This is a genomic window from Mesorhizobium sp. M0663 (assembly GCF_040320585.1).
In the GTDB taxonomy this organism is placed as follows: Bacteria; Pseudomonadota; Alphaproteobacteria; order Rhizobiales; family Rhizobiaceae; genus Mesorhizobium.
On sequence record NZ_JAMYPX010000008.1, the window covers coordinates 203,818 to 223,624 of the forward strand.

Sequence of the window (19,807 nt, forward strand, 5' to 3'; positions counted from 1 at the left end):
ACAGGGAAAATCCCGGGAGCCACTGCCATGACCGCAAAATGGGATTTCTGGATCGACCGTGGCGGCACCTTCACCGACGTCATCGGTCGGGACCCGGAAGGCGCGCTCAACCCGCGCAAGCTGCTGTCCGAGAATCCCGAAGCCTATGCCGACGCTGCCATCCAGGGCATTCGCGAGCTGCTCGGCGTCCAACCCGGCGCTCCAATCCCCTCCGCTCTGATCGGCGATGTCAAGATGGGCACCACGGTTGCCACCAATGCCCTTCTCGAGCGCAAGGGCGACCGTGTGCTGCTGCTCATCACCAAAGGCTTCCGCGATGCGCTGAGGATTGCCTATCAGGCCAGGCCCGATATCTTTGCCAAGCAGATCATCCTTCCCGAACAGCTCTATGAGCGTGTCGTCGAGATCGACGAAAGGGTTCGCGCCGACGGCAGTGTCGAGCGCCTGCTCGACATTGCTTCGGTACGCCCGGCTATTGAGCAAGCCAAGGCGGATGGCATCGATGCGGTCGCGATCGTCTTCATGCATGCCTGGAAACATCCCGAGCACGAAAAGGCGGTCGCCAAAGTCTGTCGAAAGCTCGGATTCTCGCAGGTCTCGGTCAGTCACGAGGTCTCGCCGCTGATCAAGCTGGTCGGCCGTGGCGACACCACGGTGGTCGACGCCTATCTGTCGCCGATCCTGGCAAGGTATGTGCAAAGGGTTGCGGCGGAACTGGGTGCCGCGCCAATCTCCCCCCTTGTGGGGGAGATGGCTGCGCAGCAGCCAGAGGGGGTCATCTCAGAAGGCACCGCCAGAGTGTCGAACCCAGTCGAGCCGACCCCACCCGGCGGCTTCGCCGCCACCCTCCCCTCAAGTGGGAGGGAAAGCCCTCGCCTCATGTTCATGATGTCGTCGGGCGGCCTCACCGCCGCCGACATGTTCCAGGGCAAGGATGCGCTGTTGTCCGGCCCGGCCGGCGGTGTCGTCGGCATGGTCGAGACGGCAAAACTCGCCGGTTTCGGCAAAGTCATAGGCTTCGACATGGGCGGCACCTCCACCGATGTCGCCCATTACGATGGTGACTACGAGCGCGCCTTCGACACCGAGGTCGCCGGCGTGCGCATCCGCGCGCCGATGATGCGCATCCACACCGTTGCTGCAGGCGGCGGCTCGATCCTCCATTACGAGGCCGGCCGCTTTCGCGCCGGGCCGGATTCGGCCGGCGCCAATCCCGGCCCGGCCGCCTATAGGCGCGGCGGCCCGTTGGCCGTCACTGACGCCAATGTCATGCTGGGCAAGCTGCAGCCCGAGTTCTTCCCGGCTATTTTTGGACCGGGCCAGGACGAACCGCTCGACGTCCAGACGGTTCGCGAAAAATTCACCGCACTTGCCGCCGAGATCGGCGACGGCCGCTCGCCGGAAACCGTCGCCGAAGGGTTCATCACCATCGCCGTCGAAAACATGGCCAACGCCATCAAGAAGATTTCGGTGCAGCGCGGCTACGATGTCACCGAATACCTCCTGAACTGCTTCGGCGGCGCCGGCGGCCAGCACGCTTGCCTGGTCGCCGATGCGCTCGGCATGGAGGCGGTGCTGATCCATCCCTTCTCAGGCCTGCTCTCGGCATACGGCATCGGCCTATCCTCTGTATTTGCGTCACGCCAGCAGGCGCTGCTGAAGCCGCTGGCGGACAATTCCGGGCCAGCGATCGATGAACTCATCGCAACGCTGCGCAAAGCCGTCATCGACGAACTCGCCGCGCAAGGCATCAGCGAAGACGCGGTCGCCTCGAGACCGGTGCTGCAGATCCGCTACGACGGCACCGATACCGCGCTGCCTCTGAACTTCGGGCACGGCTCGATTGCGCAGGCCAAGGCGGACTTCGAACTGGCGCACAAGGCGCAGTTCGGTTTCGTCTACGACGACAAGCCGATGATCGTCGAATCGGTCGGCGTCGAGGGTACCGATACCGGCGGCACCGGCCGCGACGAAAGCGATTCAGTTGTTGAAGACATGGCCGCAAGTCCTTCCGGGAACCGGAAAATCTTTGTCGACGGCGTCTGGCGCGACGCCGGCATCTTCCCTCGCGAAACGCTGAAGCCTGGTAACAAGATCGCCGGCCCTGCTTTGATCATCGAGCCGAACCAGACCATTGTCGTCGAGCCGGGCTGGCAGGCCGAGATCACCGCCAAGGACCACGTATTGATGCGGCGCGTCGAGAAGAAGCGCCGACAGGCCGCACTCGGCACCGAAGCCGATCCGGTGATGCTGGAGGTCTTCAACAACCTGTTCATGTCGATCGCCGAACAGATGGGCGTAACGCTGCAAAACACTGCCTATTCCGTCAACATCAAGGAGCGGCTCGATTTCTCCTGCGCCGTCTTCGACCGGAATGGCGCGCTGGTCGCCAACGCACCGCATATGCCGGTGCATCTCGGCTCGATGGACCGCTCGGTGGAGACCATCATCCGGCTCAATTCCGGCGACATTCGCCCCGGCGACGTCTTTGCGCTGAACGCACCTTACAATGGCGGCACCCATCTGCCTGATATCACAGTGGTGACGCCGGTGTTTTCCCTCCCCCTTGAGGGGAGGGTGGCCGCGAAGCGGCCGGGTGGGGTCCTCGCAGAAGGCACCGCAAATGCGTCGAGCACTGCCGCAACGACCCCCTCCGGCGGCTTCGCCGCCACCTCCCCCTCGAGGGGGGAGGAGATCCTCTTCTACGTCGCCTCGCGTGGCCATCATGCCGACATCGGCGGCACCGCGCCCGGCTCGATGACGCCGCTTGCCACAACCGTCGACGAGGAAGGCGTGCTGTTCGATAATTTCCGCATCGTCGATCGCGGCCGGTTCCGCGAGAAGGACCTGGAGACGCTACTCACCAACCACCCCTACCCGGCGCGCAATCCGCACCAGAACATCTCCGACCTCAAGGCGCAGATCGCCGCGAACGAAAAGGGCGTCGCCGAGCTGCGCAAGATGGTCGCGCATTTCGGCCTCGATGTGGTCGAAGCCTATATGGGCCATGTCCAGGACAATGCCGCCGAAAGCGTGCGCCGCGTTCTGGAGCGGCTGCCCGACAGTTCCGAATACGAATATCCGACCGACACCGGCCAAATGATCAAGGTGAAGATATCGGTCGACCGGCGGAAGCGCGAAGCGACCGTCGACTTCACCGGAACGTCGCCGGTGATGAAGAACAATTTCAATGCGCCAGAGCCAGTCGCCCGAGCCGCTGTGCTTTATGCCTTCCGCGTCATGGTCGAAGACAACATCCCGATGAATGCCGGATGTCTGCGGCCGATCAACATCGTCATTCCCGACGGCTCGATGCTGAAGCCCGCCTATCCCGCGGCAGTCGTCGCCGGTAACGTCGAGACCTCGCAGCACGTCACCAACGCGCTGTTCGGCGCCATGGGCGCGATGGCCAATGCGCAAGGCACGATGAACAATCTCACCTTCGGCAACAAGCAGTACCAGTATTACGAGACGATCTGCTCGGGCTCGCCGGCTGGCCGGATGAACGACGGCCGCGGTTTTGCCGGCACCTCCGGCGTCCACACCCATATGACCAATTCGCGCCTGACCGATCCGGAAGTGCTGGAACTGCGTTTCCCGGTATTGCTCGAGGATTTTCATATCCGCGAAGGCTCCGGCGGCGAAGGCAAATGGAATGCCGGCGACGGCACCGGGCGCACCATCCGCTTCCTCGAAAAAATGGAATGCGCGATCCTGTCCTCGCATCGCAACCGCCCGCCGCGGGGACTGGACGGAGGCGGCGATGGCGAGGCCGGTTCGACCAAGGTCCGCCGCAAGACCGGCGCGATCGAGACGCTGAAAGCCTGCGATCAGACCATCCTCGACGCTGGCGAGGCGGTCATCGTGACGACGCCGACCCCAGGTGGATTTGGCAAGGCCTGAACTCGCGTCAACAGGCTGTCACTGGCCTGTCATCACCCTGCGCTACCCGCTTGCGGCAAAGCAAACGGGGAATCGCCTTGCCATGACGGACATTTCTGGGGACCTGGTTTTTCGCCGCGGCAAGGAAGTCGGCAAGGCCGTCTACCAGAACCGCCCGCTGTCGAAAGCCGGCATCTCCGAGCGCCTGTTCGCCTTCCTGTTCTCCGGCCTCGTCTATCCGCAGATCTGGGAAGACCCCGAAATCGACATGGACGCGATGCAGCTCGGGACGGGCCACCGCATCGTCACCATTGCCTCCGGCGGCTGTAACATCCTTGCCTATCTCACCCGCTCGCCGGAAAGGATCGATGCCGTCGACCTCAACGCTGCCCATATCGCGCTGAACCGCATGAAGCTCGAAGCCGTCCGTCACCTGCCGTCGCAGGGCGACCTGTTCCGTTTCTTCGGCGCGGCTGAGACCGGGCACAATTCACAGGCCTACGATCGCTTCATCGCACCGCATCTCGACCCGGTCAGCCGCCATTATTGGGAGCGCCGCAACTGGCGCGGCCGTCGCCGCATCGCCGTCTTCGACCGCAATTTCTACCAGACCGGCCTGCTTGGCCTGTTCATTGCGATCGGCCATCGCACCGCAAAATTCTTCGGCGTCGACCCGGCCGGAATCATGGACGCCAAGACCATCGCCGATCAGCGCCGCTTCTTCGACGAAGAGCTGGCGCCGGTCTTCGAAAAACCGCTGCTGAAATGGGCGACCTCGCGAAAGGCTTCGCTGTTCGGCCTCGGCATTCCGCCGGCCCAGTACGATTCGCTGATCACCTCGGGTGACGGCACCATGGCCAGCGTGCTGAAGGCACGACTGGAAAAGCTCGCCTGCGATTTTCCGCTGAAGACCAATTATTTCGCCTGGCAGGCTTTCGCCCGCCGCTACCCTGATCCGGGCGAGGCCGCCCTGCCCGCCTATCTCGAAAAGCGCAACTACAAGACGATCCGCAACAATGTCGATCGCGTTGCCATCCACCACGCCAATCTGATCGAGTTCCTTGCCCGCAAGGATGCCGGCTCGGTGGATCGCTTCGTGCTGCTCGATGCACAGGACTGGATGACCGACGACCAGCTCAACGAGTTGTGGGCCGAGATCACCCGAACCGCCTCCACCGGCGCCCGCGTCATCTTCCGCACCGCAGCGGAACCCAGCCTGCTGCCCGGCCGCGTCTCGAATTCGCTGCTCGATCAGTGGCGCTACGAGAACGACGCCTCGCGCGAGTTTTCGGCGCGCGACCGCTCGGCCATCTATGGCGGCTTCCATCTCTATGTGAAGCGGTCCGCATGAGCACGACCGACTTGCCGGCCAGCCATGCCGAACTGATGGACGGCGTCTACCGCTGGCAGCGTCATATCTACGACCTGACCCGCAAATATTATTTGCTGGGCCGCGACCGGCTTATCGCCGGACTGGATGTGCCGGCCGGCGGCACCGTGCTCGAGCTCGGCTGCGGCACCGGCCGCAACATCATCCTCGCCGCCCGCCGCTATCCCGGCGCGCGCTTCTTCGGCCTCGATATTTCGGCCGAGATGCTGGAGACGGCCACTGCCGCCCTCGCGCGCGAAGGCCTCTCCGGCCGCGTCACGCTGGCGCGCGGCGATGCCACGAATTTCGACGCGAAAGCGCTGTTCGGCGTCGAAAGTTTCGACCGCGTCTTTGTCTCATATTCGCTGTCGATGATCCCCGGCTGGGAAAAGACGGTATCCGCGGCTCTTGCTGCTCTGTCACCGGGTGGCTCGCTGCATGTCGTCGATTTTGGCCAGCAGGAAGCCTTGCCCAGCTGGTTCCGCAAGCTGTTGCGCGGCTGGCTGAAAAAATTCCACGTCGAGCCGCGTCAATCGTTGCGCGCGATTCTGGATTCGGAATCTGCAAGAGTTGGCGCAAGCGTTCGATTCAAAACACTTTATCGCGGCTACAGCTGGCTCGCCGTGAGCAAGATCGCCATCTAATATCAATTTTGCCGTGGAAGGTTTTGGGGCTCCAATCCTAAATGAGGGCCGTGGCTGAAATCAGTTAATTGGCTAAATCACACATTGCCATATGACCCAAGGAGTGGTACATTATCTCCTCGCCGGAAGCATGGGATCATCATCGGCTTTAGAGATGGATGGCTGCGGGCTTTCTTCGTGGACGACACCCACTCCCGCAATATTCCGTCCGATCTCGAAAGCCGCTTGTTCCGCAAGCTCCAGATGATTGACGACGCGGCGATCGATCAGGATTTGCGTGTGCCGCCCAGCAACCATTTCGAGAAGTTGCGCGGCAATCTCGAAGGCTTCCATTCGATCCGTGTCAACAAACAATGGCGGCTGGTCTTCCGCTGGGACGGGGGCCGGGGCGAGGCGTCGGACATCTATCTCGACGACCACAGTTTATATATAAGTGAGGTGAGACATGTTGATGACCGCACGCAAGCCAGCAACGGTTGGCGAAATTCTTACGGAAGAATTCATGCAACCACTCGGCCTGACACAGGCGGCTTTGGCCGAAGCTATGAGCGTCCAGCGCAAGCATGTGAACGAATTGTGCAACGGCCGCCGCAACGTGACGGCGGCTACCGCGCTCATTCTGGCGCGGGTGTTTGGCAACAGCCCGGATTTCTGGTTGAACGTCCAGCGCCGTAATGATCTTTGGACGGTTATGAACTCACCCGACGAGCGGGCGCGTGTTGATCGCGCCAAACCTTTGGCGACAGTCGCATAGACAAGACTGCGACCGCCGCATTCCTCAGTGCAGCGCCTTGATCAGCGCCGCCACCATCGCCTGCGGCCGATAGCCGAGCCTGGCCGGCGTCAGCCCGAGCCGCACCACAACCAGCTGCTCCGAGGGGATGATGGCAACCGTTTGCCCATCATGCCCCTCCATCCAATAGGTGTCCTTGGGCAGGCCGGCGGCAGTGCCGGCGCCGGGGTTTTCTTCGTCGCCCGGTCCTTCTATCCATAATTGCCCCTTGCCGTAGACTTTCGAGGCAGTTGCCGGTTCCCGCATCCAGTCGACGAAGCCGGCGGGCAGGATCTCCTGGCCGTTCCAGACGCCGCCCTGCAGCAGGAACTGGCCGAAGCGCGCCCAGTCGCATGCCGTGGCATAGAGATAGGACGAGCCGACGAAGGTGCCGTGCTCGTCGGCCTCAAGCACAGCGCTCTGCATGCCGAGCGGATCGAACAGCGCGGTCCTCGGCCACGCCAGTGCCTTGTCCTTGTCGCCGATTGCGTCCTGCCACAGCCTGGACAGCATCACCGCCGTGCCGCTCGAATAGGAAAACACCTTGCCGATCTCGCCGGTCAGCGGCTTGGATCCGGCAAAGCCCGCCATGTCCGGTTCGAGATAGAGCATGCGCGTTACGTCGGCGACGTCGCCATAATCCTCGTTGAATTCCAGCCCGCTCGACATCGCCATCATGTCGGCGAGGCTGATCACGGCGCGACCATCTCCCTTCCAGGGACCGAACAGACCCTGGTTGGTCATCGCCAGCTTGCCCTCCTTCACCAGCGTGCCGACGATCGCCGCATTTACGGTCTCGGTCATTGACCAGCCCAATAGCGGCGTCTTTTCGGAAAAGCCGTCGCCATAACGCTCAGCGACGATGCGGCCGTTCTTGACCACCACGACCGCCCGCATGCCGGCGCCGGTCATTGCTGGATCGTCGAGGACTTTCGCGACCTCGGGATCCTGCGAGGCATCGGCCTTGTCGCCCTCCGGCCAGATCAGATCGGGCAGCGGCGCCGGCGTCGGTGCAGCTCCGGCGACAGCCTTGGCGGCGGCAATATCGCCGTCGGGAACCGAGGCGCAGCCGAGCCCGTCGCGCGCAACCGCGACACTTTTGCCGAGCACACCGAACAGGCCGGCCGAAACCGTTCCCTTCTCCTTGTCGACCGACACTCTCATCAGCTTCAGCAGCGGATGACCCGGCGCCTGCACATCGACGGCAAGCACATCGTCGGCGTCTCGCCCGGCGATGAAGACGTTCGAACAGACGATCTTGGCGGCATAGCCGGAACCGACGCGGATCAGTTCCGGCGGCGCGAAATACAGCCAGCCGGCGAGTACCGCGGCGGCCAGCACAGCCAAGCCGAGCAGCCATTTGACGAACTTCAAAAGGATCTGCATTTTGAGTTCCCCCGGGCGCGCTCGATCTATGTCATCGATTTGCCGCCATTGTTTCGGCAAAATCGCGGCTCTTGTCGAGCGCCGTCAACCGAATATCAACCATGATCGGCGATCACAGGTGCATGTCGCCCAGAAGTGCGCAGCGGTTTTGGGACAACGACATGCATAGACAAAAGAGCTAAGCGCGTCGAAGCGACGCGCTTAGGACAGACCGGGCGATCCTGTGGGGTGACCGTCCGGCGGGGCTTGAATGCGTGCGTCCCAAACTGCGTAACGGTTTGGGAATGCATGAAACGAAGATCCAGGCGCGTCGCGTAAGTCGGTTTCAAACGCGCCGCGCCCGGTCGAGGGGCCACCCGCGGAAAGACCCATCAGCGGCCGGCTGAAACCGGCTCGGGAAGTAGCGATGCGCCGTTTCGCGGTCCTCATCACGCTGATGCTGCTTGGCGCCTGCTCGACGGTCGAGGATCTGACGCCATCGCTGTCGTCGTCCAGCGCCTCGATGGTTGCGGTACGCGCGCCGCGTTTTGCCGATTCCGACCCGCATGAATGGGACAGCGGCGCACCGTGGAGCTACGCCGTCCACGGCACCGACGTCTCCAAATACCAGACATCGATCAACTGGCCGGCGGCCAGGGCCAGCGGCATCTCCTTCGCCTTTATCAAGGCAACCGAAGGCGGAGACCGTTTCGATGAAGCTTTCAACGAGCATTGGAGCCGCACCAGGGCCTCGGGCATCCCCCGTGCCGCCTATCATTTTTTCTACTTTTGCACGCCGGCCGCTACCCAGGCGCGCTGGTTCATCCAGAACGTGCCCAAAGACGGTTCGGCGATGCCGCCGGTTCTCGACATGGAATGGAACCCGAAATCGCCGACCTGCAAGCTGCGGCCCGATCCCGCCACGGTACGCAGCGAGATGAGCACGTTCCTCGAAATCGTCGAAAAATACTACGGCAAGAAGCCAATCATCTACACGTCTGTCGATTTCTTCGAAGATAACGGTTTATCGGGCTTCCGCAATTACCCCTACTGGCTGCGCTCCGTCGCCGGCCACCCGCGCCAGAAATACGGCAGCCATCCCTTCACCTTCTGGCAGTATACCGGAACGGGCGTCGTGCCGGGCATGACCGGAAACGCCGACATCAGCGTCTTCAACGGCTCCGAAGCCGCGTGGAAGAAGTGGTTGCGGCAGAACACCCGTTGACACCAGGCCTGCCGCCTGCTTTTCGACACAGCCAATGACGGATGCCCGCAACCGCTGGTAATCTTCTCGGAAGGATGGCGATGCGATCGCGCTTTGGATTTCTCGCGGCGCTGCTCCTGAGCGCCGTGCCGGCCGCGGCACAGCAATGCGGCGGCGATTTCGAGGCATGGAAGCAGGGCGTGGCGGCGGAAGCCAGGGCGGCCGGCGTCGGCGCTGCCGGCCTTTCTGCGCTGGAAAACGCCACCCTCGATGAAAAGGCGCTGGCACGCGACCGTGCCCAGGGCGTCTTCACCCAGACCTTCATCGAATTCTCGAACCGTATGATCTCGTCCCATCGGCTGAAGCAAGGTGCGGCCAATCTGCAAAAATATGCCGAGGTCTTTGTCCGCGCCGATCGCGAATACGGCGTGCAGGCGCCGGTCATCGCCGCTTTCTGGGCCCTGGAGACCGATTTTGGCGCCGTGCAGGGCGATTTTCATACGCTGAACGCGCTGGTGAGCCTCTCGCATGACTGCCGCCGTCCGCAGTTGTTCCGGCCGCAGATCGTGCCGCTGCTGATGTTGATCGATCGCGGCGTGGTGCCGGCCGACGTGACCGGTGCCTGGGCCGGCGAGATCGGCCAGACGCAGATGTTGCCTTCCGACTATCTCGGCCACGGCGTCGACGGCGACGGCGATGGCTTGGTCGACCTGCGCGGCAGCGCGCCGGACGTGATCATGAGCACGGCCAGCAAGATCCAGTCGCGCGGCTGGAAGCGCGACCAGCCCTGGATCGAGGAAGTCCGTGTGCCCGACGATTTGCCGTGGGAGCAGACGGGACGCACCAACAAGCTGCCGTTGACGCAATGGAGCCAGTGGGGCGTTACCAGGCCCGACGGTACGCCGCTTCTCGACAACGGCCTGAAGGCCGGCCTGGCGCTGCCCATGGGTCGCAAGGGGCCAGCCTTCCTGACCTACGACAATTTCGACGTCTATCTCGAGTGGAACCAGTCCTTCACCTATGCCCTGACCGCGGCAAATCTTGCCGCCCGGCTGGGGGGCGCGCCGCGATTCGATCCGCGCAACCCCGAACCCGGCCTCAACGGCGACCAGATGAAGGCGCTGCAGACCAAGCTCGAGGCGAAAGGCTATGACGTCGGCACCGTCGACGGCATACTGGGCACCAACACCCGCGAAGCGATCCGCAAGGAGCAGAAGCGGCTGGGCCTGCCGGTCGACGGCTGGCCGACGCCGGAGCTGCTGGCCAGGCTGTGAAGGTGGTGAATGGTGAATGGTGAATGGTGAATGGTGAAAAGAATAGCACCGGAGCCGCATTGAGCACCAGAGCTACCACTATTCACTATTCACTATTCACTATTCACTATTCACTATTCACTATTCACTATTCACTATTCACTATTCACATCACCGCCTGGCAAGCAGGAAATCGATGAACGCTCGCAACGGCGCCGGAACCTGGCGGGAACTCGCGTGATATAGATAAAAACCCGGAAATCTCGGCGACCAGGCGTCGAGAAAGCGGACGAGCTTTCCCGCTTCGATCCATGGCCGGACCTGATATTCCAGCATGTACGCCACGCCGACCCCATCCAGAACCGCCCCGATCATCAGTTCCGTATCGTTGACCGTCAGGCCGCCGCTGACGGCCACTTCCAAAGCACGTTGGCCTCGGGCGAACTCCCACCGGTAGATGTTGCCGCCGCTCGGCCACTGGAAATTGATGCACTGGTGGTGATGAAGGTCCGCGGGGTGACGCGGTATCGGGTGATGCTCCAGATAGCTCGGCGCCGCCACTGCGGCCATCTCGAGTTCCTCGCTGAGTTTCACCGCCACCATGTCCTTGTGCAGCCGCTCACCCAATCTGATTCCGGCATCGAAGCGGCCCTCGACGATGTCGGTGAGCATGTCGTCGACAATGATTGTGAGGGCGATATCGGGATAGGCGCGGCGGAAATCGCCGAGGATCGGCGCGATGAAACGCGTGGCGGCGATGCGCGGAACATTGATGCGCAGCGAGCCTGCCGGCCGGCCGCGTGATGCATGCGCGTCGGCGACGGCCCCTTCCAGTTCGCTGAACGCCGGTGCGATGCGGGCAAACAGCTTCTCGCCCTCAGCCGTCGGCGACATGCTGCGCGTGGTGCGGTTTAGCAGGCGGACACCGAGACGCTCTTCCAGCCCACGTATCGTCTGGCTGAGTGCTGGAGGCGAAATCCTGAGTTTGGCCGCGGCGCGGACGAAGCTGCCCTCTTCGATGATTGCTGCAAATGCCGTGAGTTCGGAAAACTCGGTTCCGCGCATTATGTACCCCAGGCTTAACAAGTCAGTAAGATAATAGGCTATTCTCTGAGCAATAGCATGCCCATAGCTTTCCCTGGAACGCCGCTCGATCGAGGCGGCCGTAATCAGACGGAAGGAACAGCCATGCATCGTCCACTCGAAGGCAAAACCGCACTTGTGACCGGCAGCTCGCGCGGCATCGGGCGCGCCATCGCCGAGGGGCTCGCGGCCAAGGGTGCTGCCGTGGTCGTCAACTATGTGGGCAACGAGAAAGCAGCCAGGGAAGTGGTTGCCGCCATTGAAGGGATTGGCGGAAAGGCCGTCGCCATCCAAGCGGACGTCTACAGCATCCCCGACATTCGCAGGCTGTTCGACGAAACCGAACGGCAGATGGGGCCGATTGACATCGTCGTCGCCAATGTCGGCGTCGCCGTCATTAAGCCGCTCGTCGAGGCCACCGAAGCGGACTTCGATCATGTGTTCGGCACCAATGCCAAGGGCACCTTCTTCACGCTTCAGGAGGCGGCGCGCCGCGTTCGCGACGGTGGCCGCATCATTGCCGTCTCCACCGGTGGAACCAGGATGTTCTTCACGCAGACGGCGCTCTATCTCGGCAGCAAGGGAGCCGTCGAGCAGTTCGTCCGCGTCCTCTCGCGCGAAGTCGGCCCGCGCTCCGTTACCGTGAATGCGCTTTCACCAGGCTTCACCGACACCGACCTGCTTCCCGAACGGGACCGCGCCGTGGCCGCCGGCATGTCGCCCTTCGGCCGGATCGGAGCGCCGCGCGACGTCGCCGATGTCGCGGTTTACCTGGCTTCCGACGAAGCTCGCTGGCTAACCGGCGAGAACATCCAGGCTGGCGGTGGCGTGGCCTGACTGAATGGTGAATGGTGAATGGTGAATGGTGAATGGTGACAATTCACCGAAGCGGACGGAACGCAAGAACTACTTCTATTCACTATTCACTATTCACTATTCACTATTCACTATTCACTATTTCACTATTTCATTATTTCATTATTTCACTTATTCACCATTCACTAATCCGCCATCGTCTCCAGGCTGGCAAACCCCTGCGGCGCATCGCCTTCGTCGAATGGCGTTGCCACCTCGACGAAAGTGTCGGGATAGAAGCCGTTGAACCGTGTTCGGAGCGACAGCGAATAGGCGCCGATATGGCCGATCTCGATCCAATCGCCGGTATCGACGGTTTCGGGCAGCCAGAACGGCCGCGACAATATATCGACGGAATCGCAGGTCGCGCCGCAGACCTTGAACGGCACGATGGTCTTGTCCTCGCCATTGCGCGAGCGGATCGCCGGATCGGGGATGAAGCGCGCCGGCAGCGTGATCTTGCCGGTCCATGAATCCGACAGCGACGCCCAGATGCCGTCATTGATGTAGAGCCTTTTGCCCTTGCGCAGCAGCACGCGCACGATCAGCGACAGGCAGCGCGCCACGATCACCCGGCCCGGCTCGGCCACCAGCGGCATCTGGTCGAACTGGTACTCCTGGAGGTCGCCCGACAGCCGCGACATGATCTGGCCGAGCGACGGCATTTCCGGCTTGCGGCTGTTCGGATCATGGCCGTATTCGGCGGGAAAGCCGCCGCCGACATCGAGCCCGGCAATGTCGAAGCCGACGCGGTTGCGCACCCAGTCGGCGGAGGCCAGCGCCCGCTCATAGGTGTCGGGATCCTCGATCTGGCTGCCGACGTGAAAGCACAGCCCGACCTTGTAGCCCGTCCGGTTCAGCCGTTCGGCCAGTTCGACCGCATTGGCCGGTCCGGCGCCGAACTTCTTCGACAGTTCGTAGGCCGCCGAGCCTTTCGTCTGGATGCGCACGAACACGGTGATGGCGCCCGGATCGATGTCGAGCGCCCGCACCACCCTGGTCAGCTTGGTGACCTCGTCCTCATGGTCGAGCGAAATGACGCGGATGGCGTATTTTTCCAGCGCCAGCCTGATGTCCGACTGCGCCTTCACCGGGTGCATGTAGAGCATCTCGGCGTCCGGCGAGACGGCGCGCACGGCGGCGAATTCGCCGGGCGAGGCCACATCGAAGGCACCGACGCCGGCCTCGACCAGGGCGTTGAGCACGATCCGCTCGCCATTGGTCTTGACCGCATAGGCGGTCTTGCCGGGAAACATGCCCATGAACTGTTTGGCGTCCGCCTTCAGCACCTGCGGGCGGAAGCAATAGATCGGATCGTCCGGGCGAAGCGCCAGCGCTGCCTCGCGGGCATTTTCGAATCGCTGCATGGACGAATCCCTTGACTGAGGCTGCGCACAATTAATCCAAGCTAGCGGCTAATGAAAACAATTCTATGTCTCGCCGCCCTGGCTTCGCGGCGCTACGCCGGTGCTGCAGGCCGGTTATGAGCGAGCTAGGCCATCGCTCAGGTTTCGGGTGGCCCTTGCGGCCGGATCGGGTATGGCGTGAACAGACGCCTGAAGAGCAAGGCATCTCGTCTGGGAGGACGACCAATGGCGATAGCTGCCACCACCACGATGCGCGGTCCGATGGTGCTCAAGGACTGGGCGCAGCTTCTGCTGCTCGGCGCCGTCTGGGGCGGTTCGTTCTTCTTTGCCCGCATTGCGGTGGCGGAACTTCCGCCGCTGGTGCTGGTGCTGTTCCGCGTCACCATCGCTGCGATCGCGTTGCAGCTCTATCTTGCGGTCCGCGGCCCGTCGTTTCGCCTCGCCTTGCCGCATGCCGGCCTGTTCTTCCTGCTGGCGCTCGCCAACAATGTCATTCCTTTCTCGCTGATCTTTGCCGGCCAGACCGAGCTTGGCGCCGGTGTCGCCTCGGTGCTCAATTCGACGACGCCGTTCTGGACGCTGATCCTCGCCAACGCCCTGACCAGCGACGAAAAGCTGTCGTGGAACAAGCTTGCCGGCATCGCCCTTGGTATCGCGGGAACGGCGGTGATGATCGGCCCCGGCCTCGTCGCCGGGCTCGGCGGTCCGGTCTGGGCGAAACTCGCGCTCATCGGAGCGTCGCTATCCTATGCGGCTGCACTGATGATTGCCCGCCGCCTCAAGGGCGTGCCGTCACCGGTCATTGCCGCCGGACAATTGACCTGCTCGACCATCATCATGATCCCGGTCGTTCTGTTCACCTATGATGCCGCCAATCTGTTTTCGGCCTCGCCGCCGGTCTGGGCGGCGGTGCTGGCACTGGCGCTGCTGTCGACGGCCTTCGCCTACATCCTCTATTTCAATCTCGTCGCCTCGACCGGCGCCACCAACGCCTCGCTGGTCACGCTCATCGTGCCGGCCAGTGCCATCCTGCTCGGCTTCCTGTTCCTGGGCGAGCGGCTCGAACTGTTCGAACTCGGCGGCATGGCGCTGATCGCCCTCGGCCTCGTCACCATCGACGGTCGCCTGTTCGGGCGGCGTTAGAGATGGCGCAGCGAAGTTGTCGCTCCGATCGTGCGCTATATGGGCGTGATCGCGGGAACAGATGAACCCTGCCATTCCAGACGCCAGATACCGCCTTGCCGGAGATTCTGAACGAGATCGGGAAGGAAGGCGGCAAGGCAGGTCCCGCCGACATGTCTCACGGAAGGATACACAAAACCGGTCGCGGCGTCTTGCTTGCGAAGTTGCTTCGCCAGCGCCTGACCGGCAGGATAGGCTAAGGCGGTATCCGGATCGAGCACCGGGTCCTTGCTGAACTCAGCACCGCGCAGATCGTGAAACGAGCCTATGAAGTCGGCAACGAGCTCCGCGTAGTCGGTGACGTTTTCGAACCGTTCGATCGCGGCAAGCTCGCGCGTCAGATGAAACGAGACCTCGCCGAGCGCGGTTTCCGCATCGAACCCACAGTACCAGACGCCCCTGGCATCATCGTTGAAACGATTGCCGCCCGGACGGGTGTAAGCGAACGCCGCATTGATGAAGGTGTAGCCCGGCCTCCCGAAAACCAGTTCGCGCGGATCGAGGTCGGGCAATCCCCCTTGCTGCGCCTGAAGGCGGCCGCTGGTGGCTCCTTCGAGCTCCGCAAGGTCCTCCAAATCTCCATGATTCCTGGCCAATGGCATCAGGACCGGTTCCTTGAGCCTGCCTGTCGAAATCAGCCGGATCGTGTCGCGCTGGGAAATGTCAGCGCGCGGCGGGATCTGCATTCAAAGTCCACCGCGCAAAGCGTCGATATGTTGGCGAACCTGCAGCAGCTTCGGAATGCCGCCCTCGATCATAACGTCCAGGGGGCGCCGGCCACCATAAAGAGGCCCTTTGTTCGGCAACCGCACCCATTCATCGGCAAGCGCTTCGGAGAACAGAAGCCGCAGTCCCTTGAAGATGCCGATCAGGGCGCTGATGCGTGTCAGCGAATCCTGGGAGAGAACGCCCTCCCACTCGCCTTTCTTCATGCGGAACCAGGTTCTCTCCGACACGTCGCCGATCAAGGTACAGATCTCGGTGCTGGTCAGATGCCAGATGTCTGCGAGCCTGACGATGCCGGCAACAGCCGCTGGCGTGAGCCGCGCCCGTGCCGAGGCATCCGCCAGATTTGCCGGCAAAGCCTGATTTGCAGGATCGCGAACCGCATAAGCGACACTCATTCCGACCTCCATCACTTGGCAGTCAATATACTGCCAATTGGCAGAAAATTCAAGTCCTGGCTATCTCACAACGCTGCCGATTGCCCACCGCATTCGTATAGGGTGCGTATAGCGTGCAGCATCCGGTTGGATGCGCAAAGGACGCGTCGAATCTTCAGTCGTTCCGAAAATCGATTCCGATTTCTGCTGCGGTAGCGCTGCCATTCTCGTTGCTGCCACGGCTTTGCCACAAATTATTCACAGGTCCCGAGCCGGCTTTTGACAAAGAGTTTCAATGCCTAACGGCAAACGGCAGGTCGCAAATTCCACAATCTCGTCGCATTGCAGCAAAGTTTCTGCTTGCCTGTGGCACAAATGACCCTAGACTCTCGCCATAGCTCTTTAAGAGGAGGCTATGACATGGGACTGACGAGGCCGATCAACGCATTGATGATTTGTGCTGCGTTTGCATTCATCGGCGCCCTCATTATGGGCGTCCTTCCATAAAGCCGCTGAGCGGGGGAAGACCAGCACCGAATAGTCCAAACCATTTGAAAGGCCGGGCGTTTTGCCCGGCCTTTTGCATTCCCCCGATCTTTGACATTTCAAAAAGGTGCCTGCCGCCTTACGCCGCGGCTGATCCCGCCGCCTCGACTTCATGCGACCTGATGCCTATCATGTGGCAGATGGCGAAGACCAGATCGGCCCGGTTCATCGTATAGAAGTGGAAATCGCCGACGCCGCGCTCGACAAGGTCCAGCACCTGCTCGGCGGCCACGGCAGATGCCACCAGCGCATGCGTTTGCGGATCGTTCTGCAGCCCATCGAAACGCTCGGCCAGCCATGCCGGCACCAAGGCGCCGCACCGCGCCGAGAAGTTGGCGACCTGGGTGAAATTGTGCACCGGCAATATGCCCGGCACGATCGGTATGTAGATGCCGGCCCGCCGTGCCCGCTCGACATAGCGCTCATAGAGATCGTTGTCGAAGAAGAACTGGGTGATCGCCCGCGTCGCTCCATTGTCGGCCTTGCGCTTCAGCATGTCGAAATCGGTGGCGAAATCCGGGCTTTCCGGATGTTTTTCCGGATAGGCCGAGACCGATATGTCGAAATCGCCGGCGCCCTTCAGCGCATCAACCAGTTCGGCGCCATTGGCATAGCCTTCCGGATGCGGCCGGTAAGCCGCGCCGACGCCCTCGGCCGGATCGCCGCGCAGAGCGACGAAACGCTTGACGCCCATATCGGCGAACTCCCGGATCACCGCATCGACCTCGTGACGCGCCGCATCGACACAGGTCATGTGCGCCGCCGGCGTCAACGTCGTTTCATTGAGGATGCGCTTGACGGTGCGGGCCGTCCGCTCGCGGGTCGAACCACCGGCGCCATAGGTGACCGAGACGAATTTCGGCTTGAGCGGCTCAAGCCGGGTGACCGTGTCCCACAGCCTTGCTTCCATCTCATCGTTTTTCGGCGGAAAGAACTCGAACGAAACCCTGACCTTGTCGCCGATGTCGGGGCGGCGGGAGAAGCGGAACTGGTTCATCAGGCGGTTTCCCCTATCGGATACGCATTGGCCGGTTGTCTGTCGTTGGAAGGCTCGGCAATCAGCATGCGCCGATCGCGGCCGAGCCAGAGTTTGACGGTGAGCTTGGCCTCGTTGCCGCCGCGCGGCTCGAATTCCTGGCTGTCCTCGAGGTCGAGGCCGGCCTCGGAAAACCAGTCGCCAATCTGCCGGTCGGAAAAGCCGAGACGCATATGCGCGTGCTCCTCGCGCAAGAACTCCAGCGCGTGCGGCGCGAAATCGACGATCACCAGCCGGCCGGCCGGGCGCAACAGACGCGCCGCCTCGCGGATGGCGCGGGCGGGATCGTCGAGATAATGCAGCACCTGATGGATGGTAACGAGATCAAAGGCGTCGCGTTCGACCGGTGGCGCAAAAATGTCGCCCTGGCGCACTTGCGCATTCGAAACGCCGGCCTTGTCGAGATTGGCGCGCGCCACCGTCAGCATCTCGCGCGACATGTCGATGCCGACACCGCGCCGATAGAGCGGCGAAAAGATCTCGAGCAGCCGTCCGGTGCCGGTGCCGAGATCGAGCATCGACTGAAACGGCCGCTTGCCGACGAGCTTGATGAGGGCTGCTTCGACCGCGCGATCCGGCACATGCAGCGAGCGGATATGGTCCCAGCTTGCGGCGTTTACCGAGAAATATTCGGCAGCCCGGTCCTGCCGCTTGCGCTTGACCGCGGCCAGCCGTTCGAGATCACGCTCGACCTGCGGATCGGCGCCGCGGATGCCGGAGACCAGCCTGAGCACGAAATCGCGCGACGCGTCGGAATCCGATAGCCGGAAGAACGCCCACGAGCCCTCCTGGTAGCGGCCGATCAGCCCGGCCTCCAGCAGCAATTTCAAATGGCGCGAGACGCGCGGCTGCGACTGGCTGAGGATTTCGGTGAGATCTGAAACGGTCAGATCGCCGCGCGACAGCAGCGCCAATATGCGCAGCCGGCTGGATTCCGCCGCCGCCTTCAATGTATCTACCATCGTGTCGAGAGCGACATGCATGCGAGCATTCTCTTTGAAAAGATATAAACATATGTTTATGTCGGTTTGGATAGGCTTGCAAGCGCTATGTCGCTTCCGGACAAGAAAATGACGCATGCGTGGCGGATCGCGCAAAACGGACGCATGATCGGGGCGAGAACTATGTTCGAAACGCGCAGCGGCGAAAAGCTTCTGGAAACCGACCCGGCAACGATGCCGCCGGATGGCAATGTCGTCTTCATCGGCCGTATCGCTTCGCCTTGGACGACACGGGAAACTTGCCCCAAGAACATGAAGGCGGCGCGGGAGACGGGACAGCCGGCGCACTTGGTCATCAACCCGCCTTATCGTGATGGCTTGCTTGGGCTGGAACGCGCCAGCCACGTGATCGTCCTGTCCTGGCTGCACCATGCACCGCGGCAACTGATTGTCCAGAAACCCCGCCATGCCACGGAGCCGAAAGGCGTCTTTTCGCTGCGCTCCCCTGCCCGGCCGAACCCAATTGGGCTGCATGTCGCCAGGCTGGTTGGCGTCGACATCGACACCGGCCGCGTCGATCTCGATGCCATCGACGTGCTCGACGGCACGCCGGTCATCGACATCAAGCCTTATTTCGCCTCGACCGATGCCTTCGCCGAGGCGACCATGTCCGGGCGGGACGAGTCGTCCAGATCGGGCGAGCCCCCCAGATGGGATGAGCAGTGAGCGCGCCGACCGGCCGCCGCCGCGCTATCGCCAAGGCGCTGACAGCGCTCCTGCCGCTGGCGCCCTATGCCGACATGGAAAATATCCGTGCCGATGCCGGCGCCGTGCACATGAAGAGCTTGCCGCCGAGCATTGCCGTATGGCTGGCGACGATTGCGCATATTCGCCACGCCCACACCGACTACGAAAAGCTGCTGGCCGAAGGCTATGACCGCGATTCCGCGCGCTTCTTCGTCATCGAACAGACCAACATCGTGCTGACCCGCTGGCGCGCCACCCGGCTGCTCGACGATGAGGATGAGGCGTAGAGAATGGCAGGCACACGCGTCGAGTTCTACGGCGCCCCCCTCTGGCCTGCCGGCCATCTCCCCCTCCAGGGGGAGATCAGCAGCTTCGCCCTAGCCGCCAATCCTGCAACGTTGGTGATTGGCGGAAGCAGACAAGATACCCAATCTCCCCCCTTGAGGGGGAGATGGCCG

The 19,807-nt window shown here is 62.4% G+C and carries 17 protein-coding genes and 1 pseudogene; 11 read left to right on the forward strand and 7 right to left on the reverse strand.

All coding sequences use genetic code 11. The features are described 5' to 3' along the window. Positions 1-27 precede the first annotated feature (27 nt). The 5 genes and pseudogenes from NKI54_RS17460 (at position 28) to NKI54_RS17480 (ending at position 6,649) form a co-directional block, all read left to right on the forward strand. Complete coding sequence (locus NKI54_RS17460; protein WP_352692054.1) at positions 28-3,903, forward strand: hydantoinase B/oxoprolinase family protein; 3,876 nt, start codon at positions 28-30, stop codon at positions 3,901-3,903. Between the two features lie 82 nt (positions 3,904-3,985). After that, a complete protein-coding gene (locus tag NKI54_RS17465; protein ID WP_023676782.1) occupies positions 3,986-5,233 on the forward strand; it encodes a BtaA family protein in 1,248 nt (415 codons plus the stop codon). Then, a complete protein-coding gene (locus NKI54_RS17470) occupies positions 5,230-5,895 on the forward strand; it encodes a class I SAM-dependent methyltransferase (RefSeq protein WP_023676783.1) in 666 nt (221 codons plus the stop codon). The genes NKI54_RS17465 and NKI54_RS17470 overlap by 4 nt, the downstream gene beginning before the upstream one ends. Before the next feature lie 135 nt (positions 5,896-6,030). Continuing rightward, positions 6,031-6,318: pseudogene (locus NKI54_RS17475) on the forward strand (type II toxin-antitoxin system RelE/ParE family toxin); the annotation flags it as partial. Positions 6,319-6,340: 22 nt separating this feature from the next. Further along, positions 6,341-6,649, forward strand: a complete 309-nt coding sequence (locus tag NKI54_RS17480; RefSeq protein ID WP_023676785.1) for a HigA family addiction module antitoxin — start codon at positions 6,341-6,343, stop codon at positions 6,647-6,649. A 24-nt stretch (positions 6,650-6,673) separates the two neighbouring features. On the opposite strand, the gene NKI54_RS17485 is transcribed toward NKI54_RS17480, so the two are convergent. Beyond that, positions 6,674-8,053, reverse strand: coding sequence for a serine hydrolase domain-containing protein (locus NKI54_RS17485; RefSeq protein ID WP_352692056.1), 1,380 nt, complete (start codon positions 8,051-8,053; stop codon positions 6,674-6,676). Positions 8,054-8,459: 406 nt separating this feature from the next. Here NKI54_RS17485 and NKI54_RS17490 point away from each other — a divergent pair, with 406 nt between their 5' ends. Together NKI54_RS17490 and NKI54_RS17495 are read left to right on the forward strand one after the other, a co-directional pair. After that, positions 8,460-9,257 (forward strand): glycoside hydrolase family 25 protein, encoded by a 798-nt coding sequence (locus tag NKI54_RS17490; protein WP_023676787.1) that lies wholly within the window; start codon positions 8,460-8,462, stop codon positions 9,255-9,257. Between the two features lie 80 nt (positions 9,258-9,337). After that, the gene (locus NKI54_RS17495; protein WP_352465171.1) at positions 9,338-10,510 is read left to right on the forward strand and encodes a lytic murein transglycosylase; all 1,173 of its coding nucleotides are present in this window, start codon (positions 9,338-9,340) and stop codon (positions 10,508-10,510) included. Between the two features lie 150 nt (positions 10,511-10,660). Here NKI54_RS17495 and NKI54_RS17500 read toward each other — a convergent pair whose 3' ends face one another. Continuing rightward, on the reverse strand, positions 10,661-11,554 hold the full coding sequence (locus tag NKI54_RS17500; protein ID WP_352692058.1) for a LysR family transcriptional regulator: 894 nt from the start codon (positions 11,552-11,554) through the stop codon (positions 10,661-10,663). A 123-nt stretch (positions 11,555-11,677) separates the two neighbouring features. Between NKI54_RS17500 and NKI54_RS17505 the strand changes: the two genes are divergently transcribed. Beyond that, positions 11,678-12,409, forward strand: a complete 732-nt coding sequence (locus NKI54_RS17505) for an SDR family oxidoreductase (protein ID WP_352692060.1) — start codon at positions 11,678-11,680, stop codon at positions 12,407-12,409. 164 nt (positions 12,410-12,573) lie between these two features. On the opposite strand, the gene NKI54_RS17510 is transcribed toward NKI54_RS17505, so the two are convergent. Further along, the gene (locus tag NKI54_RS17510; RefSeq protein ID WP_352456188.1) at positions 12,574-13,794 is read right to left on the reverse strand and encodes an alanine racemase; all 1,221 of its coding nucleotides are present in this window, start codon (positions 13,792-13,794) and stop codon (positions 12,574-12,576) included. A 225-nt stretch (positions 13,795-14,019) separates the two neighbouring features. Between NKI54_RS17510 and NKI54_RS17515 the strand changes: the two genes are divergently transcribed. After that, positions 14,020-14,937 (forward strand): DMT family transporter, encoded by a 918-nt coding sequence (locus tag NKI54_RS17515; RefSeq protein WP_352692062.1) that lies wholly within the window; start codon positions 14,020-14,022, stop codon positions 14,935-14,937. Between the two features lie 35 nt (positions 14,938-14,972). Here the strand turns inward: NKI54_RS17515 and NKI54_RS17520 are convergent, their stop codons facing one another. The 4 genes from NKI54_RS17520 to NKI54_RS17535 form a co-directional block, all read right to left on the reverse strand. Next, positions 14,973-15,662 (reverse strand): RES family NAD+ phosphorylase, encoded by a 690-nt coding sequence (locus NKI54_RS17520; RefSeq protein ID WP_352570502.1) that lies wholly within the window; start codon positions 15,660-15,662, stop codon positions 14,973-14,975. Then, positions 15,663-16,100, reverse strand: coding sequence for an MbcA/ParS/Xre antitoxin family protein (locus NKI54_RS17525; RefSeq protein ID WP_023676794.1), 438 nt, complete (start codon positions 16,098-16,100; stop codon positions 15,663-15,665). It abuts the gene before it with no gap. 604 nt (positions 16,101-16,704) lie between these two features. After that, positions 16,705-17,622 (reverse strand): methylenetetrahydrofolate reductase [NAD(P)H], encoded by a 918-nt coding sequence (gene metF, locus NKI54_RS17530; protein WP_023676795.1) that lies wholly within the window; start codon positions 17,620-17,622, stop codon positions 16,705-16,707. Further along, the gene (locus tag NKI54_RS17535) at positions 17,622-18,644 is read right to left on the reverse strand and encodes an ArsR/SmtB family transcription factor (protein ID WP_352692065.1); all 1,023 of its coding nucleotides are present in this window, start codon (positions 18,642-18,644) and stop codon (positions 17,622-17,624) included. Before NKI54_RS17535 ends, metF begins: the two co-directional genes overlap by 1 nt. 123 nt (positions 18,645-18,767) lie before the next feature. Between NKI54_RS17535 and tsaA the strand changes: the two genes are divergently transcribed. Together tsaA and NKI54_RS17545 are read left to right on the forward strand one after the other, a co-directional pair. Continuing rightward, entirely contained in the window at positions 18,768-19,328 is a 561-nt protein-coding gene (gene tsaA, locus NKI54_RS17540) for a tRNA (N6-threonylcarbamoyladenosine(37)-N6)-methyltransferase TrmO (protein ID WP_502898227.1), read from the forward strand. After that, positions 19,325-19,636, forward strand: a complete 312-nt coding sequence (locus NKI54_RS17545; RefSeq protein ID WP_023676798.1) for a DUF2293 domain-containing protein — start codon at positions 19,325-19,327, stop codon at positions 19,634-19,636. The genes tsaA and NKI54_RS17545 overlap by 4 nt, the downstream gene beginning before the upstream one ends. The last annotated feature ends 171 nt before the right edge of the window (positions 19,637-19,807 follow it).

Bases quoted from the DNA above. Each gene is read 5' to 3' on its own strand.
- NKI54_RS17460 (WP_352692054.1), top strand. From the start codon at position 28: ATGACCGCAAAATGGGATTTCTGGATCGACCGTGGCGGCACCTTCACC.
- NKI54_RS17465 (WP_023676782.1), top strand. From the start codon at position 3,986: ATGACGGACATTTCTGGGGACCTGGTTTTTCGCCGCGGCAAGGAAGTC.
- NKI54_RS17470 (WP_023676783.1), top strand. From the start codon at position 5,230: ATGAGCACGACCGACTTGCCGGCCAGCCATGCCGAACTGATGGACGGC.
- NKI54_RS17480 (WP_023676785.1), top strand. From the start codon at position 6,341: ATGTTGATGACCGCACGCAAGCCAGCAACGGTTGGCGAAATTCTTACG.
- NKI54_RS17485 (WP_352692056.1), bottom strand. From the start codon at position 8,053: ATGCAGATCCTTTTGAAGTTCGTCAAATGGCTGCTCGGCTTGGCTGTG.
- NKI54_RS17490 (WP_023676787.1), top strand. From the start codon at position 8,460: ATGCGCCGTTTCGCGGTCCTCATCACGCTGATGCTGCTTGGCGCCTGC.
- NKI54_RS17495 (WP_352465171.1), top strand. From the start codon at position 9,338: ATGCGATCGCGCTTTGGATTTCTCGCGGCGCTGCTCCTGAGCGCCGTG.
- NKI54_RS17500 (WP_352692058.1), bottom strand. From the start codon at position 11,554: ATGCGCGGAACCGAGTTTTCCGAACTCACGGCATTTGCAGCAATCATC.
- NKI54_RS17505 (WP_352692060.1), top strand. From the start codon at position 11,678: ATGCATCGTCCACTCGAAGGCAAAACCGCACTTGTGACCGGCAGCTCG.
- NKI54_RS17510 (WP_352456188.1), bottom strand. From the start codon at position 13,794: ATGCAGCGATTCGAAAATGCCCGCGAGGCAGCGCTGGCGCTTCGCCCG.
- NKI54_RS17515 (WP_352692062.1), top strand. From the start codon at position 14,020: ATGGCGATAGCTGCCACCACCACGATGCGCGGTCCGATGGTGCTCAAG.
- NKI54_RS17520 (WP_352570502.1), bottom strand. From the start codon at position 15,662: ATGCAGATCCCGCCGCGCGCTGACATTTCCCAGCGCGACACGATCCGG.
- NKI54_RS17525 (WP_023676794.1), bottom strand. From the start codon at position 16,100: ATGAGTGTCGCTTATGCGGTTCGCGATCCTGCAAATCAGGCTTTGCCG.
- metF (WP_023676795.1), bottom strand. From the start codon at position 17,622: ATGAACCAGTTCCGCTTCTCCCGCCGCCCCGACATCGGCGACAAGGTC.
- NKI54_RS17535 (WP_352692065.1), bottom strand. From the start codon at position 18,644: ATGCATGTCGCTCTCGACACGATGGTAGATACATTGAAGGCGGCGGCG.
- tsaA (WP_502898227.1), top strand. From the start codon at position 18,768: ATGATCGGGGCGAGAACTATGTTCGAAACGCGCAGCGGCGAAAAGCTT.